The organism is Acidisoma sp. PAMC 29798 (assembly GCF_030252425.1).
GTDB classification, from domain to species: Bacteria; Pseudomonadota; Alphaproteobacteria; order Acetobacterales; family Acetobacteraceae; genus Acidisoma; species Acidisoma cladoniae.
In genome coordinates this window covers 2,451,978-2,470,000 of record NZ_CP126994.1, presented here as the reverse complement: position 1 = coordinate 2,470,000, position 18,023 = coordinate 2,451,978, and the positions used below count along the sequence as shown (strand labels likewise).

At 63.1% G+C, this 18,023-nt stretch carries 19 protein-coding genes, 1 tRNA gene and 2 rRNA genes (1 of these 22 only partly in view); 4 read left to right on the top strand and 18 right to left on the bottom strand.

Annotated features, from left to right (window positions below):
* The 3 genes from QP803_RS11935 to QP803_RS11925 all read left to right on the top strand — a co-directional run.
* Positions 1-1,278: ribosomal RNA gene (locus tag QP803_RS11935) — 23S ribosomal RNA — on the top strand; it begins 1,464 nt to the left of the window's first position.
* A 153-nt stretch (positions 1,279-1,431) separates the two neighbouring features.
* Positions 1,432-1,546 (top strand): 5S ribosomal RNA (gene rrf / locus QP803_RS11930).
* Between the two features lie 51 nt (positions 1,547-1,597).
* Positions 1,598-1,674: transfer RNA gene (locus QP803_RS11925), tRNA-Met, on the top strand.
* 51 nt (positions 1,675-1,725) lie between these two features.
* Here the strand turns inward: QP803_RS11925 and QP803_RS11920 are convergent.
* Genes QP803_RS11920 through QP803_RS11910 form a run of 3 tightly spaced genes read right to left on the bottom strand, consistent with a single transcriptional unit; the run spans position 1,726 to position 3,750 of the window.
* The gene (locus QP803_RS11920; RefSeq protein WP_284943700.1) at positions 1,726-2,118 is read right to left on the bottom strand and encodes a helix-turn-helix domain-containing protein; all 393 of its coding nucleotides are present in this window, start codon (positions 2,116-2,118) and stop codon (positions 1,726-1,728) included.
* Entirely contained in the window at positions 2,108-2,431 is a 324-nt protein-coding gene (locus QP803_RS11915; RefSeq protein WP_284943699.1) for a type II toxin-antitoxin system HigB family toxin, read from the bottom strand. The genes QP803_RS11920 and QP803_RS11915 overlap by 11 nt, the downstream gene beginning before the upstream one ends.
* Positions 2,432-2,472: 41 nt before the next feature.
* Complete coding sequence (locus QP803_RS11910) at positions 2,473-3,750, bottom strand: Hsp70 family protein (RefSeq protein ID WP_284943698.1); 1,278 nt, start codon at positions 3,748-3,750, stop codon at positions 2,473-2,475.
* Between the two features lie 78 nt (positions 3,751-3,828).
* Here QP803_RS11910 and QP803_RS11905 point away from each other — a divergent pair, with 78 nt between their 5' ends.
* Positions 3,829-4,374, top strand: coding sequence for a DNA-3-methyladenine glycosylase I (locus QP803_RS11905; protein WP_284943697.1), 546 nt, complete (start codon positions 3,829-3,831; stop codon positions 4,372-4,374).
* Here QP803_RS11905 and QP803_RS11900 read toward each other — a convergent pair.
* The 15 genes from QP803_RS11900 to QP803_RS11830 form a co-directional block, all read right to left on the bottom strand.
* Positions 4,371-5,534 carry an iron-containing alcohol dehydrogenase gene (locus QP803_RS11900; RefSeq protein ID WP_284943696.1) on the bottom strand — a complete coding sequence of 388 codons (1,164 nt, stop codon included), beginning with the start codon at positions 5,532-5,534 and terminating at the stop codon, positions 4,371-4,373. The two genes, QP803_RS11905 and QP803_RS11900, sit on opposite strands and share 4 nt — an antisense overlap.
* Positions 5,534-6,592, bottom strand: a complete 1,059-nt coding sequence (locus tag QP803_RS11895; protein ID WP_284943695.1) for a heme-dependent oxidative N-demethylase family protein — start codon at positions 6,590-6,592, stop codon at positions 5,534-5,536. The genes QP803_RS11900 and QP803_RS11895 overlap by 1 nt, the downstream gene beginning before the upstream one ends.
* A 14-nt stretch (positions 6,593-6,606) precedes the next feature.
* A complete protein-coding gene (locus QP803_RS11890; RefSeq protein WP_284943694.1) occupies positions 6,607-7,557 on the bottom strand; it encodes a PDR/VanB family oxidoreductase in 951 nt (316 codons plus the stop codon).
* Positions 7,554-8,054 carry a dimethylamine monooxygenase subunit DmmA family protein gene (locus tag QP803_RS11885; protein WP_284943693.1) on the bottom strand — a complete coding sequence of 167 codons (501 nt, stop codon included), beginning with the start codon at positions 8,052-8,054 and terminating at the stop codon, positions 7,554-7,556. Before QP803_RS11885 ends, QP803_RS11890 begins: the two co-directional genes overlap by 4 nt.
* Positions 8,055-8,057: 3 nt before the next feature.
* Entirely contained in the window at positions 8,058-9,191 is a 1,134-nt protein-coding gene (locus QP803_RS11880; RefSeq protein WP_284943692.1) for an aminomethyl transferase family protein, read from the bottom strand.
* Positions 9,192-9,338: 147 nt separating this feature from the next.
* Complete coding sequence (locus QP803_RS11875) at positions 9,339-11,666, bottom strand: PAS domain-containing hybrid sensor histidine kinase/response regulator (protein ID WP_284943691.1); 2,328 nt, start codon at positions 11,664-11,666, stop codon at positions 9,339-9,341.
* Positions 11,653-12,315 carry a chemotaxis protein CheX gene (locus QP803_RS11870; protein WP_284943690.1) on the bottom strand — a complete coding sequence of 221 codons (663 nt, stop codon included), beginning with the start codon at positions 12,313-12,315 and terminating at the stop codon, positions 11,653-11,655. The genes QP803_RS11875 and QP803_RS11870 overlap by 14 nt, the downstream gene beginning before the upstream one ends.
* On the bottom strand, positions 12,312-12,695 hold the full coding sequence (locus tag QP803_RS11865; protein WP_284943689.1) for a response regulator transcription factor: 384 nt from the start codon (positions 12,693-12,695) through the stop codon (positions 12,312-12,314). Before QP803_RS11865 ends, QP803_RS11870 begins: the two co-directional genes overlap by 4 nt.
* A 332-nt stretch (positions 12,696-13,027) precedes the next feature.
* Entirely contained in the window at positions 13,028-13,219 is a 192-nt protein-coding gene (locus QP803_RS11860) for a hypothetical protein (RefSeq protein WP_284943688.1), read from the bottom strand.
* An 89-nt stretch (positions 13,220-13,308) separates the two neighbouring features.
* Entirely contained in the window at positions 13,309-13,692 is a 384-nt protein-coding gene (locus tag QP803_RS11855) for a cupin domain-containing protein (RefSeq protein WP_284943687.1), read from the bottom strand.
* Positions 13,693-13,744: 52 nt separating this feature from the next.
* Positions 13,745-14,008, bottom strand: a complete 264-nt coding sequence (locus QP803_RS11850) for a hypothetical protein (protein ID WP_284943686.1) — start codon at positions 14,006-14,008, stop codon at positions 13,745-13,747.
* Positions 14,005-16,179: a chemotaxis protein CheA gene (locus QP803_RS11845; protein WP_284943685.1), complete on the bottom strand. Its 2,175-nt coding sequence runs from the start codon at positions 16,177-16,179 to the stop codon at positions 14,005-14,007. The genes QP803_RS11850 and QP803_RS11845 overlap by 4 nt, the downstream gene beginning before the upstream one ends.
* Positions 16,176-16,574 carry a response regulator gene (locus QP803_RS11840; protein WP_284943684.1) on the bottom strand — a complete coding sequence of 133 codons (399 nt, stop codon included), beginning with the start codon at positions 16,572-16,574 and terminating at the stop codon, positions 16,176-16,178. The genes QP803_RS11845 and QP803_RS11840 overlap by 4 nt, the downstream gene beginning before the upstream one ends.
* Positions 16,574-17,416: a CheR family methyltransferase gene (locus QP803_RS11835; protein ID WP_284943683.1), complete on the bottom strand. Its 843-nt coding sequence runs from the start codon at positions 17,414-17,416 to the stop codon at positions 16,574-16,576. Before QP803_RS11835 ends, QP803_RS11840 begins: the two co-directional genes overlap by 1 nt.
* A complete protein-coding gene (locus tag QP803_RS11830) occupies positions 17,409-18,023 on the bottom strand; it encodes a HEAT repeat domain-containing protein (protein WP_284943682.1) in 615 nt (204 codons plus the stop codon). Before QP803_RS11830 ends, QP803_RS11835 begins: the two co-directional genes overlap by 8 nt.

Genomic DNA, 18,023 nt, shown 5'->3' with positions numbered 1-18,023 from the left:
AGCTCCAGCGTATAGACCGTACCCGAAACCGACACAGGTGGACTGGTAGAGAATACCAAGGCGCTTGAGAGAACCATATCGAAGGAACTAGGCAAATTGCTCGCGTAACTTCGGGATAAGCGAGACCCGTTTGTGGGCAACCATGGGCGGGTGGCACAGAGCAGGGGGTAGCGACTGTTTAGTAAAAACACAGGGCTCTGCGAAATCGAGAGATGACGTATAGGGTCTGACGCCTGCCCGGTGCCGGAAGGTTAAGAGGAGGTGTGCAAGCACTGAATTGAAGCCCCGGTAAACGGCGGCCGTAACTATAACGGTCCTAAGGTAGCGAAATTCCTTGTCGGGTAAGTTCCGACCTGCACGAATGGCGTAACGACTTCCCCACTGTCTCCGGTATGGGCTCAGCGAAATTGAATTCCCCGTGAAGATGCGGGGTACCCGCGGTCAGACGGAAAGACCCTATGAACCTTTACTGCAGCTTTGCAGTGGCATCAGGGGAGCACTGTGTAGGATAGGTGGGAGGCTTTGAAGCTTGGGCGCTAGCTCGAGTGGAGCCATCCTTGAAATACCACCCTGGGCGCTTCTGATGTCTAACCGCGACCGGTCATCCCGGTCCGGGACCCTGCATGGTGGGCAGTTTGACTGGGGCGGTCGCCTCCCAAAGTGTAACGGAGGCGCGCGATGGTGGGCTCAGGCCGGTCGGACATCGGCTGCTGAGTGCAATGGCATAAGCCCGCCTGACTGCGAGAGCGACAGCTCGAGCAGAGACGAAAGTCGGCCATAGTGATCCGGTGGTCCCGCGTGGAAGGGCCATCGCTCAACGGATAAAAGGTACTCTAGGGATAACAGGCTGATCTCCCCCAAGAGTCCACATCGACGGGGAGGTTTGGCACCTCGATGTCGGCTCATCACATCCTGGGGCTGGAGCAGGTCCCAAGGGTTCGGCTGTTCGCCGATTAAAGTGGTACGTGAGCTGGGTTTAGAACGTCGTGAGACAGTTCGGTCCCTATCTGCCGTGGGTGAAGGAGACTTGAGAGGATTTGTCCCTAGTACGAGAGGACCGGGATGAACATACCTCTGGTGCACCGGTTGTCACGCCAGTGGCACAGCCGGGTAGCTAAGTATGGACGGGATAACCGCTGAAAGCATCTAAGCGGGAAACCCACCTCAAAACGAGGTCTCCCTGAGGGTCGTGGTAGACCACCACGTTGATAGGCCAGGTGTGAAAGCGTGGTAACGCGCTCAGCTAACTGGTCCTAATCACCCGATAGGCTCACCGCCACACCATCCTGCACAGCAATCATCCAACCGATGGTTCCTGTCCTTAACGCCAAAAGCACATCCATCACGCTACTCTCTACGATCAACGCGCCAAACCCCGTCACATCTCACTTGGATGCTGTCCGCGAGGATAGCTTTGGGTGGGTTGGACGACCTGGTGGCCATAGCGGGGAGCCTACACCCGATCCCATCCCGAACTCGGCCGTGAAAACCCCCAGCGCCCATGGTACTGTGTCTTAAGGCACGGGAGAGTAGGTCGCCGCCAGGTCTTCCAACCCACCCATTCTCATTCCAACCAATCCCATCCCATCATCACCCCCGCGGGGTGGAGCAGCCCGGTAGCTCGTCAGGCTCATAACCTGAAGGTCACAGGTTCAAATCCTGTCCCCGCAACCAAATCCCCATCACCACCCAAGCCGCCTCACAAGGCGGCTTCGCCATGTCTACTCAGGCGGCTTCATCGCTCCGGCTCGGGCGCCCGCTTGCACGAATGAGAACCTCGGCGGAAATCCCCAGGCCCTCATGCAAGTTGCGGATCATCTCAATCGACAAACCGCGTCGGCCATTCAAAACCTCTGCAATGCGATTGCGGGTTCCGATCATCGGCTCCAGATCTTTTCGCGTCAGACCCTGTTGCTCCATGCGGAAGCGAATGGCGTCGATGGGATCAGGGGGATCCATTGGATAATGCTTGATCTCGTAGACCTCGATGAGCGTCGCTAAAACGTCGAGCCGATCGCCGTCGGGCGTGCCGCTCGCAGCGCCCCAAAGATGTTCGACCTCGGTCAGCGCCGTCTCATAGTCGTCCTCTGTGCGAATCGGCTTGAGATCAGTGGCCATGCCTTACCTCCATCACGTCGATCTTGTCGTAAGCTTTATGGCTGCCGATCCACTTGATCCAGACGATGCTTTTCTCAAAATCGACAGCGACCACGAGACGGTAGTCGTTGCCTTTGATGTTGAAGACGATTCGCTCCGCGCTGACGATGCTGGCCGTGGCGTAGCGCTTTTTCACATCGACCGAACTCGTCCAGGCCGCCTGACTGACCTCCGCGAACCAAGCGTCGAGCGCGGCCTTGATCGCCGGCTGATCCTTGCTGCTGGCCTGACCCGCCACGAAATCCCGCAAGGTGCGCCGAGCAATCACCCTCATGGCGACCTCTTAGAACGATCCCATTACGGGATCAAGCGCGATCACGCCGCTAGTACGCCCCGCTCGGCCCGGTCGCGGCCGATCAGCGCCAGGCCCTCGGCGACGGAGACAAACTCCCCGCCACCAGAGACCGCCTCTGTACCGAAGCGCGCCTCGAACAGCGCCCGCACCGCCGGCACGAAAGAGGTGCCGCCGGTGAGGAAGACGCGATCGACCTCATCGGACCGCAGACCGGCATTCGCCAGCGCCTGATCCACGGTCGCGGACATCCGCCGCAAATCATCGGCAATCCAACCATCGAACTCATGCCGCGCAATCTCCCGCTCTATGGCGAAGTCGCCATGGGCGAATCGCAGCGTCGCCGTCTCATGCCGGGACAGCTCGGCCTTCACGGCACTCACGGTCTGGTAAAGCTGGTAGCCTAGCTCCTCCTCGATTAGCCGGATGAGCGTGCGCAGCCGATGCGGATGGGCACTCGCCGCCGCAACTTCTTCGATCGCCCGCAAGGTGCGCGGCGTCCGCATCAGCGACAGGCGATGCCAGCGCGCAAAACCGGTGAAATAGTCGGGCGGCACAGGCAGATCCTTGCCCATGATCCGGTAAGTGTCGCCCTTGCCGAGAAGCGGGGAGACCACGCGGTCGATGATGCGATAGTCGAAGGTATCACCCGCGATGCCGATGCCGGCATAGCCGAGGGGCACGACACGGGCCGCGCCGCGAGGATCGAAGCGCATGAGCGAAAAATCGCTCGTGCCCCCGCCGAAATCCCCCACCAACACAGTCGCCGGACGATCGAGCGTACGGGCAAAGCGGTAGCCGGCCGCTTCCGGCTCCAAGGCCACGTCGATCGCCGCAAAACCCGCTTCCGCGAAGGAGGCGCGCAAGCGCTGCTCCCCGAAATCATCATCCGCCGAGTCACCCGCGAAGCGGACGGGCCGCCCCGCGACGACATGCGCATTGCGGTCGGTCTCGGCGAGAAGACCGTTGAGGAACAGCGACACCATCTGTTCGAGGGTAAAAACTTTGCCGAAGATATTGGTGCGGCTGAAACTGCGTTGCGCCAGATAGGTCTTCATCGACATGATCAGCCGACTGTCGAGCGGATCTTCCAAATAGGAGTCCACAGCATAGGGGCCGGCCGCGTGCCGCCGGGTGCTGACACCGCCCTTTTCCTCGTTCCAGAAGCACAGCACCGTGCGAAAGACATCGAGCTTGGCCTGCCCGACCGGATAGCTCACTGTAGTGACGCTGCCATCCGGCTCCAGACTCGCAACCACGCTATTGGTGGTGCCGAAATCGATGCCGAGAAGCCGTGTCATCCATCATCCAATTCGCGGAGGGGCGAGGGTTCAACCGCACTATGCCCCCCGACGCAAGACCTTCCCGAGGAGACGAGAATGAAGCGCTGCGCTTGGGCCGATAAGGACCCACAAATGCGGACCTATCACGACGAGGAATGGGGCGTGCCCGAGCGTGATAGCCGCGCCCTCTGGGAGAAGCTGATGCTGGACGGTTTCCAGGCCGGCCTCGCCTGGATCACCATCCTGCGCAAGCGCGACGCCTTTCGGGTGGCCTTCGCCAATTTCGACCCCGTCAAAGTCGCGGCCTTCACGGAGCAAGACGTGGAGCGCTTGCTGCAGGACGCCGGCATCGTCCGCTCCCGCGCCAAGATCGAAGCGACGATCGGCGGCGCCCGCGCCTATCTGGCCATGCAAGCTGCCGGCGAGGATTTTTCGAACTTCGTTTGGGGCATGGCGGGTGGCGAGGTCATTCGCACCGAAGGACCGATCCCAGTGAAGAGCGAACTGTCAGAGCGGATGTCCGTCGCCCTCAAAAAGCGCGGCTTCAAATTCGTGGGTCCGGTAATCGTCTATGCCTGGCTGGAGGCGACCGGCGTGGTGAATGATCACGCGCCCGACTGCTTTCGCCGCGACGCCTGTTAGCTGTCCCAAACCTGCGCATAAAGCGCCTGGATGTCTTCGGCGCTCGGAACCACGGGGTTATTGGCGGGTGAGCCGGAGGCGAGTGCCTGGGCCGCCATGACCGGCAGCAGCCCGTGCCAGCGTTCGGCGTCGATGCCATATGCGCGGGGACCGGGCACGGCCAGATCGACATTGAGCTGCGTCAGTTCCTCGACCAGGGCGGTGGCGGCCGCCTGGTCGCCGCGACCCTCGGGCGCGATGCCCATGGCGCGGGCGCAATCGGCATAGCGCGCGGGCGCGCCGGGCAGGGAGAAGGCGGTGATCACGGGCAGCAGCATAGCATTCGACAAGCCGTGCGCGACGTGGAAATGCGCGCCGATCGGCCGGCTCATGCCATGGACAAGGGCGACCGAGGCATTGGAGAAGGCGATGCCCGCCTGGGTCGCGCCCAGCATCATCGCCTCGCGTGCCGCCCGGTCCCGCGGGTCGGCCCAGACGCGCCGTAGATTGGGGGCGAGCAGCCGCATCGCCGCCAGGGCCATACCGTCCGAGAAGGGGTTCGCGCGACGAGAGACATAGGCCTCGATCGCATGGGTGAGGGCGTCGATGCCGGTATCGGCGGTCAGGCGGGGCGGCTTACTGAGCGTCAGCTCGTAATCGACGAGCGCGGCCAGTGGCAAATAGGCGAGGCCGGCACACAGCATTTTCTCATCGGACGTCTCATCGGTGATGATGGTGAAGCGCGTCGCTTCCGATCCCGTACCGGCGGTCGTCGGGATGGCGATGATGGGCAGGCCCGGCGCATCCTGCACATGCGGCACTTTATAGGCGGAGACCGGGCCGCCATGAACGGCGAGCACGGCGATGGCCTTGGCACTATCCATCGGGCTGCCGCCGCCGAAGCCGACGACGCAATCATGGGCACCCGCCTGGATGAAAGCGAGGCCGGTTTCGATGGAAGCGACAGTTGGGTCGGGCACGGTTTCGGCGAAGACGCGGCTTGGGATGCCGGCGGTGGAGAGGAGGTCGGTCAAGGTCTTTACGCGGCCGGTGCCGACGAGGAAGCTATCCGTGACGATGAGGGGGCGCGACAGCCCCAATTCCGTCAGCACATCGGCAAGCGCGAGATGCGCGCCGGCGCCGATGCGCAAGATGCGCGGCAGGGCGATGGTGGCGGCCATTACAGCGCCGCCTGATCCGGCGCGGTGCCGGAGGGCACAGTGGCGCCGTCATCGAATTGCGACAACCAGTCCACGACCATCGGCTGGAACCGTGTCATGCCCTTATAGTCGATCAGCGCGGGGTCGAGGTCGCGCAATACCCGATGCAGGCGCTTGCGCCATTTCTCGACGCGTCCGATATCCTCAAGGCTGATCAGGTAGCATCGGATTCCAAACAGAATCGCATTGCTGCGGGGCAGGCGAAACAAAGTCTGCAACTCGACCCGCAGATAGACTTTTTGCGCCACGTTTTCGGGCGTGACGGACAGCCGGTCTGGCCCCCAATGCGGATAGTTGTCGGGCGATGTGTCGAGGCGAGGATTGATCGTCATCGTCCAATTCAAACGCCGGACAGGACGGCCGAGTTGCAGGCGCAACAGAAACTTCAGTGCCCGGTCGAAGACACCCATTTCATGCGCCTTCGGCACCGGACCGTGCCAGGTCTTGAAGGGCATACCGATGTTGAAGTCGAGCGACCAATCGGCCTGGGAGGTGATCATGCCGCCGTCGAGCCACAGATCATCGTCGCGCTGATCCTGGAGAGAAAAATCGCCCTGGCCCTGGCGCGTGATATATTCGAAAGGCGCGTAGGGTAGCGTCTCCGGCTTGCCGAAGGTGAAGCGCTGTTCGATGTCGAGCGGGCGATTGATCCAGGTGCAGTCATCGCCGTTGCGAATGAACGAAAACAGATCCGGATAATCCGTGGAGAGACTCTCCATCATCAATTCCAGCGTGTCCCATTCGGCGGCCATCATATGCGGCAGCACTTGGCAACGCTTGGGGTCGGCGGCGAGGGTCAGCGCGCGGTCGCGGCATTCGGCGATGTAATGCTCGTCAATGTCGAAGACGGCGTCATAGGCGGCGGTCGGGCCGCCCTTGATATGCGGTTCGATATTAACCGAATACATGTAGCGGTCTTCGGCGAAAGGAAACGGAAAGCGCAGGATCGCGACGTCACTATTGCGAAAGGTGAAGTCTTCGCGAAAGGTTTCCTGGGGTTTGAAAGCGATACCATGCATGATCGTTTCGCCTTTTAGATGTCCAACACCAGGACCGCGGATTTAGCCCGCGAGACGCAGGGCATGATGGAGCGGCCGTCGGCGCGTTCGTCCTCGGTCAGGAAATGGTCGCGATGTTCCGCCACACCATCAAGCAAGGTGAGGCGGCATTCGCCACAGGCACCGGCGCGGCACAGGCAAGGCGCATCAATGCCGGCGGCTTCGATCGCATCGAGCAAGCCCTGGTCGGATGCGATCTCGATCGTCATGCCGGAGCGTGCAAGCACGGCGCGAAAGGGCGCGCCCGGTGCTGCGCCGATGAAATGCTCCTGATGTAGCCGCGCTTCCGGCCAACCCAGGGCCAGCGCGCTTGCCACGACCTCGGCCATGAATTGCTCGGGACCGCAGAGGTAGAGATGCGTGCCGAGCGGTTGTGTCTCGAACAAAGCGTTAAGGTCGAGACCGCCTTGGCTTGCGCTGATATAGAGATGACTCTGTGGCCAAGGTGCCAGCAAGCGTCTGAAGGCTTCGGCATCCTCTGCCCGCGTGCACAGATGCAGGGCATAGGGGCTACCGGCGGCGGCCAGCAGAGGCAGGTAGGAGAGGAAGGGCGTCACGCCGATGCCGCCTGCCACCATCAGGTGTTTGCGCGCCGAGACCTGAATAGGGAATAGGTTCGACGGCATGCCGACGGATAGCAGCGTGCCGGGTTGGAGATGATCGTGAATATAGGCGGAACCGCCGCGCGAGGCTGCGACCCGGCGCACGATGATGGTGTAGTTGCGTCGGTGTTCTGGCGACGACACCAGGGAATAGGCATTGCGCCAGATGTGCTCGTCATGCCGCATTTCCAGGACGATATGCGCGCCGGCGGAACCGGTGGGAAAGAGGCTGGCCTCGGTCGGTTCCAGCACAACGCGGCGTAAGGTCGGGCTCAGCGTCTCGACACTGCGAACACGCGCGGAAATGCGGTCCGGGCGGGTCATGGATACAGTTGCTCGCCAGCAGGCACGGCGCCCCGCTCTTCGGCGTCGATCTGCACGCCCATGAACGCCGCAAGCCGAGCGGAAAAATGATCCCGCACGAACAGATGTGCGTCGCACCCTGCGCAGCGGACGATGCTGTTTGTCACATCATCCGTCATCGCCTTGCAATGTGAGCAATAGACGCGGCGCCGCAGACTGCCAGCGTGGAACAGGAAGAACTCCCCGCGCACCATACCGGCGGCGCGCGCAACAGCCGCGACATCCCAGATGAAGGGCTCGGTGCCGACGGCGTAGAGGCGAAAGCCCGTCGTTTCGATCGCCAGCCTATTCGTCAGGTTGGAAAGCTGAGCCTCCGTCCAAATCTCGGCGCCCACCGGCGGTGCAGCAAAGGCGCCATCGGGCAAGGCGGATTGATCCGTCACCACCAGATGCCGATGACCGGCCGGATCGAGATGCAGCGGTTCGTAGCGCGGCCGGCTCTTGATCCCTTGGTCCATACTTCAGCCGACGGCCGTGCGCTTCGACTTGGTGGGATCGTCGAAAGGCAGCGGCTGCGCCGTCGCCGCTACCGTGCCGGACGCGTTGCGGATCGAAACCCGTGTGCCGGACACTGCGACATCCGTTGCCAGGCGGGCGATAGCCATCGACTTTCCAGTGAGAGTGGAGATCATGGCGCAGGTCACGACACCCACGCGGCGGTCGCCCTCGAAAATCTCGGCACCATTATCTGCGGCGGATTCGCTTTCGACCAGAAGGCCAAAGATCTTGAAGCGTTCTTGGCCTTTGAGGCGATAATGCTCCGGTGCGCCACGAAACCCAGTCTTCCCCGGGCTGACCGTGAAGGTGAGGCCCAGTTCCCACAAAGTATCGCCCGGCCCTTCAGTCTCGAAGGGATACATTTCCGAGTTGTCGTAAGGATAAAATAGAAGGGAGCTTTCGACGCGCAGCAGGTCGAGGGCGGTGAAGGCGCAGGCTTCGATGCCGAGATCGGCGCCCTGTTCCAGAACCGTGTCCCAGATCATCGGCGCATCGGCGGTGCGGCAGAAGATTTCGTAGCCACGCTCACCGGTATAGCCGGTGCGCGATATCATCACCGGCGCACCGAACAATGTCGTTTGTATATGGTTGAAGTATTTCAGATCGCGAATGCCGGGCACATGGCGCGACAGGAATTCGACTGCGAGCGGCCCTTGCAGTGACAGATCATGCAAGTCGTCATCGAAGAGCATCGCGACATTGCGCCCCTGGGAGGCGGCGACCAGCGCCTCATGCCCGGCGCCGCTGCCATGGACGACCATCCAGGCGTTCGGACCCGTGCGATACAGAATGCCGTCATCGATGAACTTGCCCGCATCGTTGAGCATGCAAGCATAAGCCGAGCGCCCGGGGGTGATCTTTCGCACATCGCGGGTGGTGATGTAATCGAGCACCGCCGTGGCATGCGGCCCGACCAGATGCACCTTCTTGAGGCCGGAGACATCCATCAGGCCCGCCCGCGTGCGGATGGCGACATGCGCCGCCTGAAGGTCCGTGGCATAGGTCCACGCCGTGCCCATGCCGTTCCAGTCTTCCAGCGCCGAACCCAGCGCCCGGTGCCGATCTGCGAGGGCGGATAGTCTCCAGGACGACGTCATCGAATTTCCTCAATCATGCGCGGCGTGGCGACGAAACTGGTAGCGTAACCTAGAGGAGTGATCACGCGAAAGTCAACGGCAGGAACTTTAGTTTCGCACGGAGAAACCCGTCATGGATGAATGGCGGAAGACGCTTCGCTTTCCGCCCTACGGCGCCGCTGCGATCATGTCCCGAATTTTCGACGCCAAGGCATCGAGTGCAAAGGGTTTGGTCACCATCTCCATGCCTTCGCCTAGGAAGGTGCCGCGTTCAAGGGCGTGTTCGGCATAACCCGTCACGAACAGGATCTTGAGCTTTGGGCGATGCTGCCTGGCGATTTCGGCCAATTGCCGCCCATTCAACCCGGGCAGCCCGACATCGGTCACCATCAAGTCGAGGCGCGCATTGGACGTGAGCACAGGCAGTGCTGCCTGACCGTCTGCCGCTTCCAGGGAGGTATATCCCAGCTCGCGCAGCACCTCCGACACCAGCAGGCGGACAGAGGGGTCATCTTCCACGACCAGCACGGTTTCACCTGAGCCCTTCGGGATCGGTTTCGCTACAATCTGCGGCGGGCGCTGCACGGAGGCGCCGTGATGGCGCGGCAGATACAGCCTGACCGTCGTGCCCTGGCCGACCGTGCTCTCGATCCGCACATGGCCGTTGGACTGCATGACGAAGCCATAGATCATCGACAGCCCGAGGCCGGTGCCCTGGCCGATGGGCTTGGTCGTGAAGAAGGGATCGAAGACCTTCGCCAGCGTTTCCCGCGTCATGCCGACGCCGGTATCGCTGACGGAAATCAGGGTGTACTCGCCTGCGGCAATGGCAGTCGCACTGCCATGGTCCGCTTCCTCCAAGACTAGGTTCTCGGTCGCGATGGTCAGTCGGCCGCCGTGCGGCATGGCGTCGCGGCCGTTGATGGCCAGGTTGAGGAGGGCGTTCTCAAGCTGGTTCGCATCGGTCATTGCCGGCCACAGACCGGGCGGCAGCCTGAATTCCACCACCACCTGCTCCCCAACACTGCGGAGCAGCAGCTCTTCGATGCCGCCGATCAGATGATTGATATCGACCGATTGCGGGTCAAGCGGCTGGCGGCGCGCGAAGGCCAGCAAACGGTGCGTCAGGGCGGCGGCCCGATGGGCCGATGCCGAGGCCGCATCCATGAAGCGCTCGACATCCTCGTAGCGGCCGGCGGTGATGCGGCGCTTGACGATATCCATCGCCCCGATGATGCCGGTCAGCAGATTGTTGAAGTCATGCGCGATGCCGCCCGTCAATTGGCCCAACGCCTCCATCTTCTGCGATTGCCGCAGCGCTTCTTCCGCCGTCAGCAATGCCGCCTGGGCCTCGCGCTCGGCGGTGACGTCGCGCCCTACCGCTTGCAACAGATCGCCGTCGGCCACGGCACTCCAGGCGATATGCCGATTGCCGCCATCGTGCTTGCGCAGGCGCAACTCGAACAGGCGGGGCGTCCGGCTTCGGGCCATGTCATGCAGCGCAGCCTGCAGCCTCGGGCGGTCTTCCAGCATGACGAAGGCGGCGAGCGGGGCATGGATCAGGGTCGCTTCATCCCACCCCAGAATGTGTTTCCAGGCCGGGTTGGTGGATTGGATGGTGCCGTCCAGCCGCGCCACGAGCATGACATCGGTCGAGAGCCGCCACATCCGGTCACGGTCTGCCGTCCGTTCCGCCACGCGCCGCTCGAGCGTCTGGTTCAGTCGCCGCAGGGCTTCCTCGGCCGCCCGCCGTTCGTTGACGTCGCGGAGGATGGCGGTGACGAAGGTGCGGGTGTCGCTCCGCCACCGCGCGGCCGAGACTTCCAGGAAGCTGGACGATCCGTCCTTGCGCCGGGCGATCAGTTCGACCGGACGTGCGAGAGGCGCGCCGCTGAGAAGGGTGGTCCAGGCTTCCGCCCAGGCGGGCTGCCCGTCGAACAACACATCGATCGGCTGGCCCAGCAGCTCCTTTGCCGCATAGCCGAATTCCCGCGCCACGGCCGGATTGGCGGTCTGGACCATGCCCGACGCGTCCAGCGTCAGGATCGCATTCGGCGCGCTTTCCACCACCGCGTCATAGCGGGCGTTCTGGCGCTTGCGCAGAATGCTGTCGCGTTCGGTCGCGACAGTGACGTCAGTGATCTGGATGAGGCACAAGGCCGGCTCGGCCCCGATCGGCCGCACCGTCACATTCTGGATGAGATCCTGGCCGGCGCGGGTCTTGAGGGGCAGCAGGCCGGAATGCAGCGAGTGGGTCAGCAGACTGGAGACGCCGCCCGTGACCGCTTCCGTGATCGCCGCGATCAGGCGCGTGCCGAGGAGGGTCGGGAAGATCTCATCCAACCTATGCCCGAAAGCGGCGTCCGCAGACACGCCCGATCCGACCGCCATCCAGGCGTTCCAGCCCAACACCCGCCCTGCGGGGTCGAGCACGATCAGACCAGCATCGACCCCGTCGAAAACCGCGCCAAGAAACTGTGGTTCAAGGCGTGTCATGGTCGGCGGCAAAAGGCTCGCCCGTGGTGCGGCGGATGAATTCGCCGAGCAGGCTTTTGAGCGCGGCCAGTGCAGGCAAATCCATCAGCATCGCGATATAGCCGCGAATGTCGCGCTCATTGACCGAGAAATCGATGTAGAGGAACAGGACGATGTCTTCGGCGGCGGAGGCACCCGCCAAATCGAAGAAGTCCTGTCCCCGACCGCGCAGAATTTCCGGCAGCGACATCTTCAGGCTGCGATGCAGCATATTGGCAATGGTCGCCAGGCAACCATTGAGGATGATATTGCCGGTTTCGGCCAGTGCCTCCTGCTCCAGATCGATCACGTCCTCCAGCGAGAGATCGCTGCCTGCCACGGCCCGTACCAGCTCCAGGCTGTTGCTTTCAGGAAAGATCAGTAAAGCTCGGCCGGAAAGATCGCCCTCGAAGGCCTGATGAACGGCGACAAGCTTATGATCGACACGTTCGGTCAGGATCTGCCCGGCACGCTCCCGCGTGACCACCGCCACGGCCGGTACCGACAGAAGAACCTGATAGCCGATCATGTTCCGCAGGCTGGCGGCGGCGCGGCTCACGCCGATATTCAGCAGCTCCGTCAGCGCGTCATGCTCAAGCTCGTCAAGCGCGATCTGCGGCGTGATGATCATGCAGCGGTGGTCCGCAAGCGAAGTTGCGCGCCGGACAGAAATTCCGCCAAAGCCTGCGGGGTGAGGGGCTTGGCGAGGAAGGCGGCGCCCACCGCGCGCGCGCGGGCGATAACCTCGTCCTGAATATTGGCGGAGATGATGGCGATCGGCATGGTGGGGTAGGTCGCGTGCAGCTCAGCGGCAAGTTCCAGCCCGTCACGCCCCGGCATATTGAAGTCGAGCAGGGCAATGTCCGCGCCTTGGTCCGCGAGGATTGCGCTCGCTTCCTCGGCATTCGCCGCTTCCACGCGGGTCCAAGCCGGCTGCAGGCCGCTCAGGGCCTTGGCCACGGACATCCGAGCCAGCTTGCTGTCATCGACGATGAGAACCTTATACGCCATAGACTATCCTCTGGTGACGCTGAGGCTGGCGACGCCGAACCGCGTGAACAGACACATAACTCAAACGTGTTTGCCATGCAGCCCTGGAATGGGGAAGGCCCCGGCCTTACGGGGCACCAAGCGGCCGCGTCGATCTGCCAAAGCTGCCCCGGCCTCGCAAGGGTCTCGTATTTCGCGGGGAAGGGGCGGCCAGATTCGTATGTCGCGTTCAATCATTGCGCTTGCGTCATAGAGGGCGGCATTAAGGTTGCTCGTCGCCTCAGAGCGATCCAGATTTTCGTAGTGGTGGCGAAGGTCGCGAAGCCGTCGTGTGGCCCGCGTCGTAAAGTCGATCAACGGCGGGGCAAAGCCTTGCGGCGGGTCGCGGCGGCGGCCTTTGCTTCCATACGGGCTAAGGTTTCGGCAAATTCGCGCATGACCACATCGCCTGGCACGATCCGCCCGGCCGCGAGGTCGGCATCGCTTCTCTCGATGATGGCGAGCCAATCAGCCGGGCTGGGTGCGCGTCTGTGTCCATAACGCAAAGATATACGCTTGGCCGGCCGGATGCCAGCGTCGGATGCGGGCGGGGTGACACCCCAATCAGGGAAGGCCGGTTTCGACCGTGGTTGTGTCATTTCAAATCGAAGCCGTGCGGTAGCGAAATCCAAATCACGGTTTGGGCCTCTGCCGAATGGCGTGACAGATGGCCCTTACCATGTGTGTCCTCCACGAACACGAAACGACCCGCCGAAACGTGGCGCACCTCTCCGTCGCTTGTCTCGTATTCAACCGAACCATCCAGCCGCACCGCAAGGGTCGGCTCTGGGACCGTATGCCAAGCAACCTCGCGCATGCCCGCTGGAATGCGGGTGAGGCGGACGCGGGATGCCTGATAACTGGCCGAAACCTCGAACGGCACGGCATCTGGATGCACGGACTGCGTCGTCGTCGGCAATTCGACTTCGTCGAAATGGGATTCGCCGTCCGGCGTCGCATAGATGCGCAGGCATTTCATCGCGGCTCACTCCGTCTAGACAATGCGCCAAAGCCGTCCTTCACCGACACTCTCATGAAAGGGTCGGCGCCGCACTCGCCCCTGTCAGGCTGGGCTCGATCCACTTGGCCAGAAACGGCGCACCCGCCGGCCCGCGCAGGATCGGCCGTGCGGCCATCAGGACTTGGATGACGGCCGTATGGGCCTGCTCACAGGCGGTCCAGTCCACCGGCGCTGCAGGCGTCTCCAGCAAGAAACGCAGCAGAACCTCGGCATCCTCGCTCGGGCAGAGGCCGGCCAGGATGATCGCACCGTCATCGGCCAGACGGACGGTCATTGGAGCAGATCCACAAGATCCAGAACGATGAGAACCTGGCCGTCGCCCAGCAATGTGGTGCCGGCAACGCCGGGCATGCCGGCCAACAAGCCTTCCATCGGCTTGAGCATCACATCCAGCCGATCGCCAAAACCATCCACTTCGAGCGCCCCCAGTTCACCGGAGACGGAGGTGACGATGATATTCGCCTCCCGTGTCGTGGCATCCCGCGCCGCCGGAATGCCCAGGACGTCCGCCAGCCTGACCAGGGGAACTGTGCGGTCGCGCAGCACAAAAACCTCGGCCGCGCCGACGCGCGCGATCCTGTCGCGCGGCAACCGCAGCGTTTCGACCACCGTCTCGAACGGCACGCCGAAGGCTTGGTCGCCGGCTTTCACCGTCATCACGCGTGACATCATGACTGTGAAGGGCAGCGTGAAGCGGATGCTGGTGCCTTCACCCCGGCGGCTCGCGATGGTGACCAGACCGCCGATCTGGGCAATGCTGGTGCGGACCGCGTCCATCCCAACGCCGCGCCCCGAAATGTCTGTGACGGTCGCGGCGGTCGAGAAGCCGGGTGCGAAGATCAGCTCCACCGCTTCGTCATCGGTCATCTCCGCCAGCGTCTCGATCGAGGCGATGCCGCGTGCGGCGGCCACTTGCCGAACGCGTGCAATATCGATACCGCCGCCGTCATCCGTCAGTTCGACGACCACCCGTTCGCCGTCCCGCGCCGCGCGCAATCGCAGCGTCGCGATCGGCGGCTTTCCGGCCGCGTCGCGCAGGCCCGGCGCTTCGATCCCATGGTCGAGCGCATTGCGCACGACATGCAGCAGCGGCTCGAACAAAACCTCGACCACCGCTTTATCGGCCTCCGTCGCCTCGCCTTCGGTGATCAGCCGCGCGGGTTTGCCCAGGTTTTGCGCCATCTCCCGCACCAGGCGCGGAAAGCGCTGGAAGACGTGACGCAGCGGCAGCACGCGAATGCTCAGGACCGAACGCTGCAATTCCCCCACCAACCGATCGAGCAGGGCATGCTGATCCTTCAGCGCCTGAGCGACCGCGCGCGCGGCGGCATTGCTTTCGGCCAGCCGCACGGCATGGCCGACCGCGTTCTTGACCACCGTCAACTCGCCGGTGAGCTTCACCAGTGTGTCGATGCGGCTCACATCGACACGCAATGCACGTGCGGCGCGATCGACCGTCTCCGGCTGTGGCGGCACGGGCGCAGCAACCGGCGCCTCGGCGGGTTGCAGGACCGCATCGAGCGCCATGGCCAAGGCGGCAGGACCGTCAGTGGCCGCGATTGCATCCGCCTCCTGCGCCCAACCGCAGGCGCGCAGCACATTGGTCGCGGCGCGCCTCGCGGAGGCTAAGCGGCCAGCATGGGCGTCATCGGCGGGAGCCATGAGCAGTTGTCGCTGCGCCTGCAAAAGTGCCACCGCATCCGCTGGAAGCGCGCTCACGGTCTCCGGCACCGAGGGGCGCATCTGCACCTGATCGCCGACCAGCCGAAAGACCTCGTTCATCTCGTCCTGCTCGCTGGTGCTCAGCGCCAGAAAGACGAGATTGCAGGCGAAAGGATCACAGTCATCCAGCGGCGCCCAGGGCACGCGGGGCATCACGTCCAGCGCGATCAGACCCGGCACCCGGCGGACCAGCGCCAGCGGATCATCTCCGCGAAAGAAGCAGTCAGCGTCTGGGGTATAGCGAAACGCCAGACGTGCGCGCCGCCCTTCCGCTGGGTGGCGTGCCCGCAGTGCATCCAGCCAGGCCGGTTCCACATCCTCCGGCACATGGCCCAACTCCGTCACGCGGGCCCGCTCGAACCGTGCGATGAGGGCGTCAGCGACGGTCGCCGGGACTGACGGAAGGTCACCACTCAGCGCGATGACATCGAGCCATCCGACAACCGCATCGATACACTCCAGGCAGTCACCCACCAGATCAGCGGTCATGGGGTGACCGCCGCTCCGCACCGTTGCGAGTATGCTTTCGGTCGCATGAAGCACGCGGCCCATAGCGAGGAAATCGACGATGCCGGCGGCACCCTTCAGGGTGTGAAACGCGCGGAAGACGCTGTCGAGGCGCGCCGTATCGTCTGGTGACTGTTCAATCACCAGAAGATCCGCGGTCGCTTGTTCGACCAGTTCCCGTGATTCAATCACGAACTGTTCGAGGAATTCATTCATGCGGGCACGCCACCCGCGACACCGCAAAGCAGGCCGACGGTGCGGACGAGCATCTCCTGCGACACCGGCTTAACCAGATAAAAATTGGCGCCGGCGGCCCGTGCGGCATCCATGTCCGTCGCCCGCCGCTCGGTGCTGGTCACCAGCGCCGGGATGCCGGCCAAAGGCATTGCCTGGCGGCGGAGTGTCCGTAGGAAGGTCAGCCCATCCATCTTGGGCATATTGATATCGACGATCAGCAAGTCTGCCGGTGTGGTCAGCAATGTCTCCAGCGCTTCCAAGCCGTTCAGCGCTTCGTCCACGTCATATCCGGCGCGGTGTAACGCCTCCCGATAGTAGCGGCGGACCAGGCTTGCATCATCGACGATCAGGATACGGGGCGACGGGATCGTCATTACGCACCTTCCATCGGCTTTTGGTAGACGATCGCATCCGCGTAGCGGCAGACTTCGTAGAGTGGCGATATACGACTCATCGATTCGGCATGACCAAGGCAAATATAGCCACCAGGTAGCAGACTTTCGTAAAGGTTCTCCGCGGCCAGGCGCCGCGACGCATCATCGAAATAGATCAGCACGTTGCGGCAGAAAATGACGTCGAAGCGACCAAAGGTCCTGATCTCCGCAGCATCAATCAGATTCGCGGGCGCGAAGCGCACCGATTGGCGAAGATCATCCATGACCCGCCAGAGATCACCACCCAAGGGAATGAAATACTTCGTCACAATATCGGCTGAAAGTCGCATCAGCGCCCGGCTGCCGTAGACCCCCTCCTGCGCGGCCTCCAGAACCCGGGTGTCGATGTCGCTGCCAATAATTTCTATATCGTAAGCATCGACGTCTGACCAGTTCTCTAACAACCAGACGGCGATCGAGTATGGTTCCTCACCCGTCGAGCACGGTATGGACCAGACCCGCAGGGGGGCGAAAGGCGCCTTCGCCGCCGTTCGACGCGGCAGAAGATCGGCGGTCAGGCAACGAAGCTGATGGTCCTCGCGGTAGAAATAGGTTTCGTTGACGGTGAATGCATTCACAAAGGGCTCTATCTCGCCCAAGGCGTCGGTGCGCAACCGGGCGAAGTAGCGTGCGAAGCTCGTCGTGCCCGTCGCCGCCATGCGTTCGCTCACGCGCCGTTCAACGTAATACCGCTTGGCCTCGGTGAAGATCATGCCGGTTCTGCGGTAGACGAAGTCACACAGCCGTCTGAACTCTTCCTCGGTGATCGCCGTCTCACTCATCCGGAACCTGCGCGACAATCTGCTGCGCCGCGACCGTGAGGGCAAAACCGAGGAACGGCTGGTCGGGGAAGCGTGCGGCACAGGCCGCCAGCACGGGCAGGGCGGACGCGACCCCAACCTCCGCCAGCACATCCGCCGCCGCCGCGCAGACATTGGGATCGCGGTCACGGGCGATGACCTCGCACAGCAATCCGGTCGCCTCGACCCCCGGCAGACCGCGCGGGAGATCGCACACGAGAATCCGCACATCGGGGTCGGGGTCGGCCAGCAGGCCGGGCAGACGTGGCCGTGCGGCCGGCATCATGGCACGCAGCGTATCCAATGCGCCGCGCCGCAGATTGGCGTCGTCCGAGCGGAGATAGGAGATGACCGCGTCGATGCTTTCCGCATCGCCGTGGCGGGCGAGGCTGGTGAAGATCGCCTCGCGCACACGGTCATCCGTCTCTCGTGCCAAGGCACGGCTGAGGGCCGCGACCCCGTCCGGTGTGTCCGCAAGCCTGCGCGCCGCCGACCAGCGCTGGTCCGGGCTGCCGGTTGACAGCAGATCGGCGCTATCGGCCGGGTCGGCTGGCGTCGCGTTCGTCGGGTCTTTCCGAACGAGCGGCAT